Here is a 12926-nt window from a genome sequence, read left to right as displayed (position 1 = left end):
CCGTCACAGGGTCTGATCTCCAGCATGAATAGCTTGAACTCATACGAATCATGAATGCAGCAAGAGATCTTCAGCCAGCTTCAAGTTGTTCCATCAATCTCCAGGCCTGCGCGAGTGTTTGGCCATCACCAAGATTGCCGGGGAATGTGATCACAGGAAGACCCGCCACACCAGAGATGCCATCGTCAGGCAACGGCCGCACCATCGAAAGCCCCAGCATCAACTGTCCCTCCAGCAGCACTGTCCCCAGCCCCAGGCCATCAGCGAGAAGGCTGCCTGTAGTGATCCCCCCCTTGCTGATCAAGTAGCCAAGCTGTGGGGCGAACGCTGCGACCAGCCGTGCTGTGAGCTGGGCAAGAGCCAGGCCAAAGCGCAAACGACGACGATCAGCGGCCTGCCCCTCTCCGAAATGAAGCTCTCCACGACTGGTGTAGAGCACGGGTGTCTGTTGCCGACCCAAAACCTCCTGTATCGATTGCAACCATTCGAGCTCCAGGTCAGCCAACAGCCAATCAGGGGTACTCCCTTCAAGCACCCTGGCAATACGGGCCACCGGCAGCTCGAGTCCGCTGCAACCTGACTCGCCAAGTAAGGCCCTTAGCTGCTGGTCTGCCAGAGGAACATGAGATCCCACCAAGACGAGCCCAGGAAGCCAATTGCCGCTTGGATCACAGCGACGCAGATTCACCAGGTCACGAACCTCCAGAGGCTGCGGACCGATGGGCTGTCTGCCGCCGTCAACCAGCCCATTGATCAGGCTCGCAGCAGATCGAAACAGGAGGCGACGCCTGCCCTGCAGCTGTTGCACTGCCGCCCCGAGTGCATCCAGTTGCTCCTGCCTCTCAGCATCCACGATCACAGAACAATTGCCATCCAACGCTTCAAGCCAGTTCACCAGCGCAGTGAAACCGTTCGAGCCATCAGCGCAGGGTTCGCCCTTCCTTTGAACAGCAGCGCGGTCGAGCTGCTGCCCCTGCAAGCGCAGCACCGAAGCAGCTTGGATGGCACCGTCACTCTTTTCCTCCAGCCAGGCATCGAGACAGCTGGTGCTGAAACCAAAGCTGCGGTCGCTGGCGAAGGGAGTCGTATGGACCGGTTGACCATGAAGCAGGTGCACCCCATTCACGGTGGTGCGTCCACCGGGGAGAAAGGCGGGCACATGCAGGGTGGCGTGCACCGGACCGAAGCGATCACCAAGCTCCTCAGCCAGAACAGCGGGCTCAAGCACCCCATGACCGCGAAGGGTGGAGTCACCCCTGCTGACCAGCAGCAGTTGCTGATCACTCATCCGCTCCGCTGCAAGAGCTTGCTCGAGCGCAGCAACGATTTCACGATTGCGCTCAGCCGCGGCCTCCGGCAACAGAGCACGGGTATTCGCCAACACGAACAGCAGCGGAGAAGGGTGACGTAGTCCTAGACGCAGGGTCTGCACATCCCAGCGCAGCAGCAAAGGGCAGCTATGCACCGTCTGAGACCCGGTGGGATCGTCGTCTATCACCACAATCTTCCGGCCACCCTCAGCCGCTGCAGCGTTGGCTGCGCTCACGACAGCGTTCTACCTGTGGCCGTCGGACTTGGGCTTGGCCAAAGCCTGTGGCTGCGGATAAACATGCTTCAGATGACGCTATAGCGGCAAGACAGTGTGGTGCTCTCGCCTTGGGCCAGCGCCAACCTTCGGTCACCGCTGATCAGCGCCTGCCGAGGGCCTGTCCAGGGCTCAAGGCAAACCATGGCTCGAGGGGGATCGGTCCAAACCACCGTGAGATCCATTGGCTCCTGATGCTGAAGCTGCAGCCGGGTGCCTGCCTGTTCATCCACCAGCGTCACAGGTCCGGCGGCGTGCGCGAGGAAGTCGACCCCCTGAGCCAGGCGGCTCAACTGAGCGGCAGTCTCCGCTTCAGCCATCTCCAGGTGGTTGAAGCAACGGCCAGGCAGACCTTCCACTGCGCTGCTGGAGAGATCACTCACATTGAAGTAGGGGTGAAGCCCGAAGCTGAAGGGCATCGGCTCACTCTCAGATTCAGAGGTGTTGCTGATGGTGATAGTGATCTCGAGCGCAGCACTGAGCGGCCTGATCTCCATCTGGAGCCTGAATCCGAAGGGGTAAGCCTTTCGGGTATCGGCACAATCCGTCAACGTAAGCATCACTCCACTCTGATCAGCCAGCAACGCGATCTGCCAAGGCAAGTCACGAGCAAATCCGTGCTGCTTCAGGGTGAAGTCACCACTAACAAGCGGCAAGCAATCATTCGGCAGATTGCCGCAGATGGGGAACAACACCGGAATGCCACCCCTGAGGCTTTTGGCTGGATCAGCGAAGCGCTCCCGATCGAGATAGAGCATTTCACGGCCGTTGCACAGCCATTCCGTGACCAGTCCACCTCGCTCGGGCACCACCCGTAAGCGATCCCCACTGCTGGGATGCACAAACTCCCAGTGGGCGTAGGGAGCGGACTGTTGGCGAAAGGTCATGGTCACAGGACCGGGACACTCAAGATTGGCCAGAAACTACCGGGAAGGCTGCAGATCCCGCTTGTTTTCCCCGGCAAGGGTCGACAACCACTCGAGTAATGCCGCATTCACCTGATCAGGAACCTCATCATGCGGACAGTGACCGGCTTCAAGAACCACCTCAGTGGTGGCCTCTGGAGCATGGCGCTGGAAGCTAGCCCGACGACCTGCAGCATTGATCCAGGGGTCGCGGATCCCCCACAGCAAAAGTAAGGGCGACTTCAGACAAGCGAACAACTCATCCAACGGCTGTCCGCGGGGGATATCGAACACCGTGCGAAACACTCCGAAAGCTCCGGCATCCAGAGAGGGACGCCGAATGGCTTCGACTAACTCGTCATCGACGTTGGTCTTATCGATGTACACCTGATTGAGGGTGCGTCGAATCGTGGCTGGTCGCCTGAGATTCTCGAACAGCAGCCTCTGCAGAACGGGATTCTTCAGCAGTGCTGAGCTGATCGAGCGCCGCGTACTCGGCCACCAGCCTTTGGGTTTCGCTGACTGCTCATCGCTGAAAGGGCCAGCGGCATTCAGCAGCACAACACCAGCCGCTTCATCACCCAGCTCAGCCCCAGCGGCAAGAGCGGCGAAACCACCCAGTGAATTGCCCGCGATCACCGTGGGCCGGCCAATGCGTTCACGCACATAGGCCACCAGCTGATCACGCCAAAGAGCACCGCCATACGCCAAACCCTCCGGCTTGGCACTGCGGCCGAAACCAAGCAGATCGATGGCATGAACTTCATGAGTGCTAGCCAGCACTGGAATGTTGTGGCGCCAGTGATCGGTGGAAGCGCCAAAACCATGTACAAGAAGCACGGCAGGACGGTCAAGATGGCCTGAATCTGGACCAGGTCCTACGCAGAGACCGTGCACTGCATGACCTTGGAACTGCCACCAGGGCTGCTGCGCCTCGCTCACCACAACTTTTGCTTTGGGCGGCGATGCTAAGCATCCTTTTTCGTCATCGACCTGCCAGGCCGATTTCGCCGCGATGCTCGATCAGACCACAGGCTTGCTTCTGCAGAGCAGCACACTCAGCGGTGGCTTGTTCTGGGCCATTGCCTTTTATCTGCCGCTGAGCACACCACTCAGCCGCTTTGAAGCGAGCCTCGAAAGCAGTCCTCTCAGCGCACCATGGCGTCAGGCCGCGTTGGTGATCAGCAGCCTGCTGCTTTCCCTCACCGTTGGCGTGGTGATCCAACTGCTGCTGGGATGGGCTCTGGGACCTGGTTGGGCCTCAAGCCTGGCGCTGATCACCATCGGCTGGAGTCTGTTTCTGTCACTGGCGCGGAAAGACTGAAGTTCACAGCAGACCAACCGGATCGGCGGCCACCTCGTCATCAACCATGTCGTCATCGTCTGGCTTGTCATCTCCGATCACCAGACGCAGAAGCACAGGAGCCAGAAAGGTTGTGCCGATCACCATCAACAGAATGGCCGCCTCAAGAGAGGGAGAGAGCAGCTTGGCGCTAGTGCCAAGCCCCAGGAAAATCAGGCCGACTTCGCCGCGAGGCATCATGCCCAGGCCCACCACCAGACGACGGGTGGGTTGCTTACTCACAAAGGCCCAGCCCGAAGCGATCTTGCCGATGATCGACACCACCAACAAAAAGCCAGCAATGATCAGAGCCGTTTTGCTGGATGGATCGGAGGGATTGATCACAGAGAGATCCATACCCGCACCGACCAGAACGAAAAACACGGTGGCAAACAGCGTCACGATCGGCAGGACTGCCTCCTGAATCGCGCGGTTGTGCTTCGAGCTGCTGAGAATCAGACCGGCAGCGAATGCGCCCAGGGCCGCCTCCAGACCGATGGCCGTTGCCGTGAAACAACTGATGGCAAGAATCACAAATGAGGCCACCAGCACTTCCCCAGGAGCCTTCAGCTTGTCGATCAACCAGTCAAAGGCCGGCGCGGCGCTGCGGCTGAGACCGATGGCTGCCACCACGAACACGGCTGCAGCAGCCACCAGTTTCACGATCGGGCCGATCTCCAGCGAGCCACCACCAGCCAGGGCCACCACAATGGCCAGGATCACGATGCCGAGGATGTCATCCAGAACGGCAGCGCCGATCACGATTTGACCCTCACGGGTCTTAAGAAAGCCCAGCTCACCGAACACGCTGGCTGTGATGCCGATGCTGGTGGCCGTCATGGAGGCACCGGCAAAGATCGCCGGAATCGCATCCACATGAAAAATTCCCATCAGGCCCCAGGTGCCAAAGGCAAAAGGCAGCACCACACCAGCGACGGCCACGGTGAACGCTTGGCCGCCGACAGCGATCAGTTCTTCCAGCTCACTTTCCAGACCGGTGAGGAACAACAGGGCATAAAGACCCAGCTCAGCCACGGACTCCAGCGAGGGAAAACTTTCGCTGTAAATCTCCGGAACCACTTCCGGTGGCACATTCACAAGACCACTCACCAGGCCGACCAGCCCTTGACTGAGCTCCACCTGGGTTTCTGGGGGGACCAACAGATGCAGTCCGGAGGCACCGATCAGCACACCAGCCAGCAGCTCACCGAGGATCGTGGGCAACTGCAGGCGCACCAGCACTTCCGCGAGAATGCGGGCTGCCACGAAAATCAATACAAATCTGGCTACCCCGATCAGGGTTTCCGCCATCTCCAAGTCGTGAGCAGAGACCTCAGCCAGCATCGGCGTGAGCAGTGGGGGCATCGCAGCAGCGAGCATCAGCAATGTGGATTCCTCTCGGTGGGACCTTATCCCTAAACGGGTTGCCGCAATGCTCACGCTGAAGCTTCAGCAGGGGTATCCCGCCATGGGCTGATCCTGAGAGTGCAGCTGCACAGCACCAATTGTCTGCAAACTTCCGCCGCAACGGCTACTCGGTCTGACTGGAAACGCTGAATTTCCTGCATTCCAGGTGCGATCCGAGCCAACCTCTGTTGATCTCCCGAGAAGCGATGAGCACCTCCGAGCCCCTCGACCTGCGATTACCGACTCCGGGATGCTCCGTGGATCCTGAACGCGCAGGGCTCGATGCCGATTCCGTGTTTGACGGAATGACCGAACACTTGTTCTTCACGCTCGGCAAGCTCGCTCCTTCAGCAAGCCCCCATGACCTCTACATGGCGCTGAGCTACGCGGTGCGCGACAGATTGATGACGCGCTTTCTGGCCAGCAAGGAAGCGATCCGTGCCAGGCCACAGAAAACAGTGGCCTATCTCTCGGCAGAGTTTCTGATCGGCCCACAGCTGGCCAACAATCTGCTCAATCTGGGGATTCAGAAGGAAGCGGAAGAGGCCCTCAAGCGCTTCGGGATCGATTCGATTCAGCCCATTCTTGAAGTAGAGGAAGAACCTGGCCTGGGCAACGGCGGGCTTGGCCGTCTTGCGGCCTGCTACATGGAATCACTTGCCAGCCTTGAAATTCCTGCCACGGGCTACGGCATTCGTTACGAGTTCGGCATCTTCGATCAACTCATCCGCGACGGTTGGCAGGTGGAGGTCACCGACAAGTGGCTGAAGGGCGGCTGGCCTTGGGAACTACCCCAACCCGATGAAGCCTGCTTCGTCGGCTTTGGCGGCCGCACAGAGAGCTACATCGACGACAAAGGCAACTATCGCTCTCGCTGGATCCCCTCGGAACATGCAATCGGTGTGCCCCATGACGTGCCTGTGCTGGGCTACCGCGTTAATACCTGCGATCGCCTGCGTCTGTGGCGGGCGGATGCAACAGAGAGCTTCGACTTCTATGCCTTCAACATCGGTGATTACTACGGCGCCGTGGAAGAAAAGGTGGGTAGCGAAACCCTCTCCAAGGTGCTGTACCCCAACGACGGCACCGATGAGGGACGTCGCCTGCGCTTGAAGCAACAGCATTTCTTCGTGTCCTGCTCACTGCAGGACATGCTTCGCAGCCTCGATAACCGAGGCCTGCCGGTGGAGGACTTCGCTCTGCACTGGACGGTTCAGCTGAATGACACCCACCCCGCCATCGCCGTGGCGGAGCTGATGCGTCTGCTGATCGACGATCGCCACCTGGAATGGGACAAAGCTTGGGAGATCACTAACCGGTCTGTGGCCTACACCAACCACACTCTTCTGCCGGAAGCACTGGAGAAATGGGACCTGGACCTGTTCAGCAGCCTGCTGCCGCGGCACCTCGAACTGATCTACGAAATCAATCGTCGTTTCTTGCAACAGGTACGCCTGCGCTACCCGGGCAACGACGCCATCCAGCGCAAGCTATCGATCATTGATGAAGAGGGCGGCAAGGCTGTGCGCATGGCCCACCTCGCCACCATCGGTGCTCATCATGTGAACGGCGTCGCTGCCCTTCACTCCGACCTGGTTAAGCAACAGCTGATGCCGGAATTCGCAGCGCTTTGGCCTGAAAAATTCACAAACGTGACCAATGGCGTCACACCCCGTCGCTGGGTGGCCCTCTCCAACCCAGAGCTCTCATCGCTGCTCGATGAGCACGTGGGCCCTGAGTGGATCACCGACATGGATCAGCTGCGACGCCTCGAGGAGCGTCAACATGACCATGAATTTCTTGAGCATTGGGAAAAAACCAAACTGTCGGTCAAGCGCAAGTTGTCCGGCTACATCCACCGCAACACAGGTGTTTTGGTCGACCCCTCCAGCTTGTTCGACGTGCAAGTGAAGCGCATCCACGAATACAAGCGTCAGCACCTCAACGCGCTGCAGATCATCACCCAATACCTACGCATCAAGAACGGGCAAGCCGACGGCCTTGCACCCCGAACGGTGATCTTTGGCGGCAAAGCAGCACCTGGCTACTACATGGCCAAGCTGATCATTCGGTTCATCAACGGGATTGCCGAAACAATCAACGCCGATCCCGACATGGACGGGCGCCTGCGGGTGGTTTTCCTTCCGGATTACAACGTGAAGCTGGGTGAGCAGGTCTATCCAGCATCTGACCTCTCCGAACAGATCTCTACTGCCGGTAAAGAGGCTTCTGGCACCGGCAATATGAAGTTCGCCATGAATGGGGCTCTCACCATTGGCACACTCGACGGCGCCAATGTGGAGATCCTCGAGCGAGTCGGAGCGGAGAACTTCTTCCTGTTCGGTAAGACCGTCGAGGAAATCGCTGCACTCAAACAGAGTGGCTACCGCCCCTGGGACGTGATCGCATCAACGCCTGAGCTTGCGGAAGCTATCCGTCTGATTGAGATGGGTCACTTCAGCAATGGCGACGGCGAACTGTTCAGACCACTGCTGGACAATCTCACCGGTAACGATCCCTTCTTCGTCATGGCCGATTTCGCGGCCTACATGAGAGCCCAGGATGCCGTCAGCCGCGCCTGGACGGATCGGATGCACTGGAACCGGATGAGTGTTCTCAACGTGGCTCGCACCGGTTTCTTCTCTTCTGATCGCTCCATCCGGGATTACTGCAGGGAAATCTGGAAGGTGGAAGCGATGCCCGTGGAGATCACCTGCGACATCCACTGAGATGTCAGATAACAAGAAGGCACTGATCAACAATCAGGGCCTTCAAACGGTTTGCGTCCAAACAGTGTCTTGTTCAGATTCTCAATTGTGATCAGGCAGATCAGGCGTTTGGTGGAGAATCCGATTTAGCCGCAGCCGATCAGCATTCAGAGGATCAGGCGCCAACTCACCAGCCAATTCACGGAATTTCTGCTCAATATCATCAGGAACCCGGACATCAAAGATGCGTTCCATCAACGCCTCAATCGAGAAGAGGTGCGCATTGATGTTCTCCATATCAGCCATCGCCTGCTGGAGCGCGTCCGTGGGCTCATCAGCACTGCCCACTGGCGTGGCATGAACCTGCCCTTCGCTCGAGCGAGGGCCATGCTGCTTTTGCAAGTCCTCAAGCACCCGACCAGAGAGAGTGCGGAACGCTTGCAGAGCTGCCCAGCTCAATTCCTGTTGCTGCCGGAGGGTGGGGTTCTCGCGAATCAGCCGATCGTGCTCCCTATAGAAGCGTTGACAGTCTGGGCATTGGCAGGGTTCTTCTGGCACTAGGAACCCGGAGCTCGAGAACCATCATGACATCTGATCAGGCTGCAAGTGGCGGCTCAGACGAAAACCCACCGTCACTATCACCGCCACCATCAAAACGGCTGTCAGCATCTCCCTCAGTGAGACCAGGCAAAGGGATTTCGATCGACGTCACCACCTGGATCACGTCTCTCAAGCGCATGGAATCCGCAAACCAACCCATCGCTTGCTCTGTGTCGCCGCGTCGTTCAGCGTCACTGGCTTGATCATCGTGCGCTTCAGCCAGTAAGGCCAACCAACACAGGCAACGCGCCTGAACCACAGAGAGATCGAGTTCAGTGGGCTGCGAGTCGGCAATGCGCTCGCTTTCCTGCTGCACAAGAAGTTGAAGCCGTAGATCGTGAAGCTGGGTCATGGAGCCGGATTCACTAATGCAACGCTAGCGAGGGCGTCGAGCCTGGCTACCCCACTAAATGTAGTGTTAACTACCACTAGACGTTTGCGCGCTCCCAGGGATAGCGCCCGACTCTCGATCACAGCTCAAAGGGCAGATCTAAAACCGCTCCAAGCCTTGAACAACAGACCCGCAGATCACTCGCACTGCAAGCAAGGAAAACTGAATCACGGGGCTGGCGGGACTCGAACCCACGACCTACGGTTTAGGAAACCGTCGCTCTATCCAGCTGAGCTACAGCCCCCTAAGAAGTCATTATGGGGTTTGAAAGCAGGAGAGGTGATCGCAACCGAAGACCAGCCCCGTGCTGAGATCCGGTTGAGGAAAGTCCGGGCTCCCCGATGGCCAGGCTTGCTGGGTAACGCCCAGTGCGGGTGACCGTGAGGAGAGTGCCACAGAAACACACCGCCGATGGCCGGTTCGCCGGCACAGGCAAGGGTGCAAGGGTGCGGTAAGAGCGCACCAGCAGCATCGAGAGGTGCTGGCTAGGTAAACCCCGGCTGGGAGCAAGGCCAAGGAACGACGACTGGCCATCTGTCCCGTTCCGATAAGTGAGCCGCTAGAGGCCGCCGGAGACGACGGTCCCAGATAGATGATCGCCCCCCTTTCACAAGGGAGAACAGAACCCGGCTTATGACCTGCTTTCACACCAACAAAACAAAAGAATCACAGGAGAAACTAAAAACCACATCTACCAACAGTTGATTCTGAAGGCAGTTTCCAACACAATAAATACCAGTCAGAGGATAAATCTCGAAATACGATATCTATGGGCGGCAAATCTTGACTGCAAATCCAGAACAGTCATCACGACTAGCAAAATATTTATGCCTCATATCACAGGCGTAGAAGGCAAAGTATGCTAGCTCACCACTGGCAAATGAATGTCGCACTGAATGGGCTATGGATCAATAAGACAATGAACTTTCAAAGAGAGGAATGAAAAGCTCACATTTACCTTGACAACAACAACCACCAGCAATGTTTCCACACAAGACAACTATCTCAATAATCCACAAATCGAAAATCAGGTGTTACTTCAGCAAGGACAACAGCTCGAACAGAAAGCACTTGCAGCTTAGGAGTCATAGATCAAGTTCTACGCAAATTCGAAATCAAACATTAATTCTTGATAATGAGGCAGCAAAGGGCTCTGGATAACTTAAAATCATGAAAAGATCCAACAGCAAATGGCGGGCTTTAAGAAATCTGCAAAAAATCTCAGGTCAAAACAACGACCAAAGGAATCACAGACAGAAGAAATAATAAGCAAAGCACTTACTGCATACCAAGAAGGCGATCTCCAGAAAGCAAAAAAATTAGCCAAAAATGGATTAAGACTTGATCAAGAAAATAGCTTTTTACTAGGCATCCTTGCGACGATTGAAAAAGCGCTAGGCAACCATAAAAGAGCCTCGCAACTGTTCGAAGTGTCGATAAATATTAGCCAAGAGCACCCTGACATTCTTCACAACTACTCAGGATTATTACAAGAGAAAGACCTGCAAAAAGCGATTAATTTATCAAAAAAAGCTATAGCCATGAAACCAAACAACAGCAATTATTTAGAAAGGATCGGTCATCTACTTTGGAAAGCAGGAGAATTAGAGAATGCTCTTGAAGCAACGACCAAAGCCATAGCGCTAAAAGCCAATAACCCCAATTCTTACCTAAACCTGGGAAACATCCATAAAGACATAGGCAACCTTGATCAAGCCCTTTCTTCGACACTGAAGTCTCTCGAACTAAAACCGGACAACCCTGAGGCTCATATGAACCTAGGGTCTATATACCAAGAACTTGGAAATCTCGATCATGCACTTGCTTCAACTCTCAAGTCTCTCGAACTAAAACCGGACAACTCTGGGGCTCATATGAACTTAGGGGCTATATACCAAGACAAAGGAAATCTTGACAAGGCTCTTTCTTCAACTCTCAAGTCTCTCGAACTAAAGCCTGACAGCTCTGAAGCTCATATAAACTTGGGAGCAATATACCAAGACCTTGGAAATGTTGACAAGGCAATCGAAATCTACAAGATTTCTATTCAAATCAGATCCGACTGCCCGGAAACTAACAAGAATCTATCAATGGCTGAGCTACTGAAAGGGGATTATAAAAATGGTTGGCTACGATACGAATACCGTTTTTGTTGCAAGAAAGATAATGGCATTCTCAGTGCAGCTCCATCTTGTGAAATGTGGAGCGGAGAAGCACTATCAAAAGGCGAGCAGTTACTTCTCGTAAGCGAACAAGGCCTTGGTGACACACTACAGTTCATGCGTTACGTGACTGTTCTTCGAAATCAGGGCATCCCAACTTCGATATGTGCTCAACCCAAGCTACATGACCTAATCAAAATCTCAGGCATTGACACTGATCCACTGACTCCACAACAAGCAAATAAACTGACACAAGGTAAATGGTTACCACTGCTAAGCATCCCAAAACATTTAGAAGTCAGTCCAGAAAACCCAATCGCTACTGAGCCGTATATCAAAACCAGTGACGAACTCATTTTAAAATGGGCTGAATTACTGTCAAGCGAGAAACGACCAATCATCGGGATCAACTGGCAAGGGAATCCAGATCACGAAAAGACTAGCTCGATGGGCCGGTCAATACCGCTTACAAGCTTTTCAACAATCGCGCGCGAAACCAACTCAACATTGCTCTCTCTCCAGAAGGGCTATGGAAGTGAACAACTGGACACCTGCTCCTTCAAAGATCATTTCGTCAACTGCCAGGAAGAAGTTAGTGAAACGTGGGATTTCCTATCGACTGCTGCCATCATATCCAACTGTGACCTGATCATTACGAGTGACACTTCTATTGCACACCTGGCAGGAGGAATGGGCAAAAACACTTGGCTGCTACTGAAGAAAGTTCCAGAATGGAGGTGGGGCCTAGAAGGTGACACAACATTCTGGTACCCCTCAATGAGACTGTTCCGCCAGAGCAAGCATGGCGACTGGGACAAGGTCCTTGAGAGGGTGGCAAAAGCGATAAAATTTCATTTCTAATTATATTCAACTAAAATTGAACATGGACTGAAATCTCAATCGGAAAGCATGACTAAGAAGACCAAAGACATCCTTGCACCTATCTCACTAGGAGAACTAATCGACAAAATTACCATCTTAAACATTAAGGCCAAGCATCTGAGAGGATCAGCTCTAGACAATGTCAAAAAGGAACTTAGTGGACTAGAATCGATTCTAGACAATCTTGAATCGAAGATTGATCCAATACTCATTCAACAACTGATGCAAGTCAATCAAAAACTTTGGGAAATAGAAGATGATATAAGAAACGAAGAACGCCAAAAAAGGTTTGGAGAGAGATTTATTGACTTAGCGAGATCCGTGTATCAACAAAATGATGTTCGAGCTTCTCTTAAAAGAAAAATAAATACAACCTATGGATCGCCCCTTACCGAAGAAAAATTTTATCCTGATTATTGATCAGGTAATCAACAAAAGCTTGCGAAGAGCCAGTCCCAATCAATCTTTGCTCTTATCGATTGCGGGCTGACTTCGCCTCATTACATCAATGCAAAGCACTAAGCAGATTACGGAATGATTGAACACATTGAGCTATAATATGTTTTGATGGGCAATATTTCAGATTTCCAGACTAATAAACGTTTCTCGCTATTTCGCGAAATTCAAACTTTAGATTGCAATTCCACAAAATCCAAGAATAATCTAATAGGTCCTTACAGCACTAGAACATTCTAAGCTGAACACTAAAATGCTTCAAACACTCTGCCCGCGCAGTAACACCTCCATCCCTAAAAAGGGAATCAGCATAAATCAATCACGTTTAATCACATCGATCCTGTAAAAGCAAATAATCCAAAAACTTATATATAGCAAATAAAAATGATTTAAGATTACTTATTATCACTTATTTGCTGCAGATTATTAGATTCATACTGCTACACTTCCAATATTTTTATAGATAACACGGTCTGAACGACTGCTAT

The 12926-nt window shown here is 53.9% G+C and carries 10 protein-coding genes, 1 tRNA gene and 1 other RNA gene; 5 read left to right on the top strand and 7 right to left on the bottom strand.

Features of this window, described 5'->3' with window-relative positions:
* Positions 1–70 precede the first annotated feature (70 nt).
* From SynBIOSU31_RS00925 to SynBIOSU31_RS00915, 3 genes are all read right to left on the bottom strand, one after another.
* The gene (locus SynBIOSU31_RS00925; protein WP_186491407.1) at positions 71–1546 is read right to left on the bottom strand and encodes a four-carbon acid sugar kinase family protein; all 1476 of its coding nucleotides are present in this window, start codon (positions 1544–1546) and stop codon (positions 71–73) included.
* A gap of 68 nt (positions 1547–1614) precedes the next feature.
* Positions 1615–2472 carry an aldose epimerase family protein gene (locus tag SynBIOSU31_RS00920; protein ID WP_186491405.1) on the bottom strand — a complete coding sequence of 286 codons (858 nt, stop codon included), beginning with the start codon at positions 2470–2472 and terminating at the stop codon, positions 1615–1617.
* Between the two features lie 36 nt (positions 2473–2508).
* Complete coding sequence (locus SynBIOSU31_RS00915) at positions 2509–3435, bottom strand: alpha/beta fold hydrolase (RefSeq protein ID WP_186491404.1); 927 nt, start codon at positions 3433–3435, stop codon at positions 2509–2511.
* A gap of 70 nt (positions 3436–3505) precedes the next feature.
* Here SynBIOSU31_RS00915 and SynBIOSU31_RS00910 point away from each other — a divergent pair, with 70 nt between their 5' ends.
* Positions 3506–3814 (top strand): hypothetical protein, encoded by a 309-nt coding sequence (locus SynBIOSU31_RS00910; RefSeq protein WP_186491403.1) that lies wholly within the window; start codon positions 3506–3508, stop codon positions 3812–3814.
* 3 nt (positions 3815–3817) lie between these two features.
* Here the strand turns inward: SynBIOSU31_RS00910 and SynBIOSU31_RS00905 are convergent, their stop codons facing one another.
* Positions 3818–5212 carry a cation:proton antiporter gene (locus SynBIOSU31_RS00905; protein ID WP_186492753.1) on the bottom strand — a complete coding sequence of 465 codons (1395 nt, stop codon included), beginning with the start codon at positions 5210–5212 and terminating at the stop codon, positions 3818–3820.
* A gap of 233 nt (positions 5213–5445) precedes the next feature.
* On the opposite strand from SynBIOSU31_RS00905, the gene SynBIOSU31_RS00900 reads away from it, so the two are divergent.
* The gene (locus tag SynBIOSU31_RS00900) at positions 5446–7968 is read left to right on the top strand and encodes a glycogen/starch/alpha-glucan phosphorylase (RefSeq protein ID WP_186491402.1); all 2523 of its coding nucleotides are present in this window, start codon (positions 5446–5448) and stop codon (positions 7966–7968) included.
* 81 nt (positions 7969–8049) lie between these two features.
* Here SynBIOSU31_RS00900 and SynBIOSU31_RS00895 read toward each other — a convergent pair whose 3' ends face one another.
* The 3 genes from SynBIOSU31_RS00895 to SynBIOSU31_RS00885 form a co-directional block, all read right to left on the bottom strand.
* Positions 8050–8505, bottom strand: a complete 456-nt coding sequence (locus SynBIOSU31_RS00895; RefSeq protein ID WP_186491401.1) for a hypothetical protein — start codon at positions 8503–8505, stop codon at positions 8050–8052.
* 37 nt (positions 8506–8542) lie between these two features.
* Positions 8543–8899 (bottom strand): hypothetical protein, encoded by a 357-nt coding sequence (locus SynBIOSU31_RS00890; RefSeq protein WP_186491400.1) that lies wholly within the window; start codon positions 8897–8899, stop codon positions 8543–8545.
* A gap of 209 nt (positions 8900–9108) precedes the next feature.
* Positions 9109–9182: transfer RNA gene (locus tag SynBIOSU31_RS00885), tRNA-Arg, on the bottom strand.
* Positions 9183–9204: 22 nt separating this feature from the next.
* Here SynBIOSU31_RS00885 and rnpB point away from each other — a divergent pair.
* The 3 genes from rnpB to SynBIOSU31_RS00870 all read left to right on the top strand — a co-directional run bounded on the left by rnpB (position 9205) and on the right by SynBIOSU31_RS00870 (position 12402).
* An RNA gene (gene rnpB / locus SynBIOSU31_RS00880) (RNase P RNA component class A) lies at positions 9205–9588 on the top strand.
* Positions 9589–10128: 540 nt separating this feature from the next.
* Positions 10129–11961, top strand: coding sequence for a tetratricopeptide repeat protein (locus tag SynBIOSU31_RS00875; protein WP_186491399.1), 1833 nt, complete (start codon positions 10129–10131; stop codon positions 11959–11961).
* 48 nt (positions 11962–12009) lie between these two features.
* Positions 12010–12402 carry a DUF6165 family protein gene (locus SynBIOSU31_RS00870; protein ID WP_186491398.1) on the top strand — a complete coding sequence of 131 codons (393 nt, stop codon included), beginning with the start codon at positions 12010–12012 and terminating at the stop codon, positions 12400–12402.
* Positions 12403–12926: the final 524 nt, after the last annotated feature.

This window comes from Synechococcus sp. BIOS-U3-1 (assembly GCF_014279975.1).
GTDB lineage: Bacteria > Cyanobacteriota > Cyanobacteriia > PCC-6307 > Cyanobiaceae > Synechococcus_C.
Note: the sequence above shows the minus strand (reverse complement) of the source record. Positions and strands in the feature narration are given on the sequence as shown.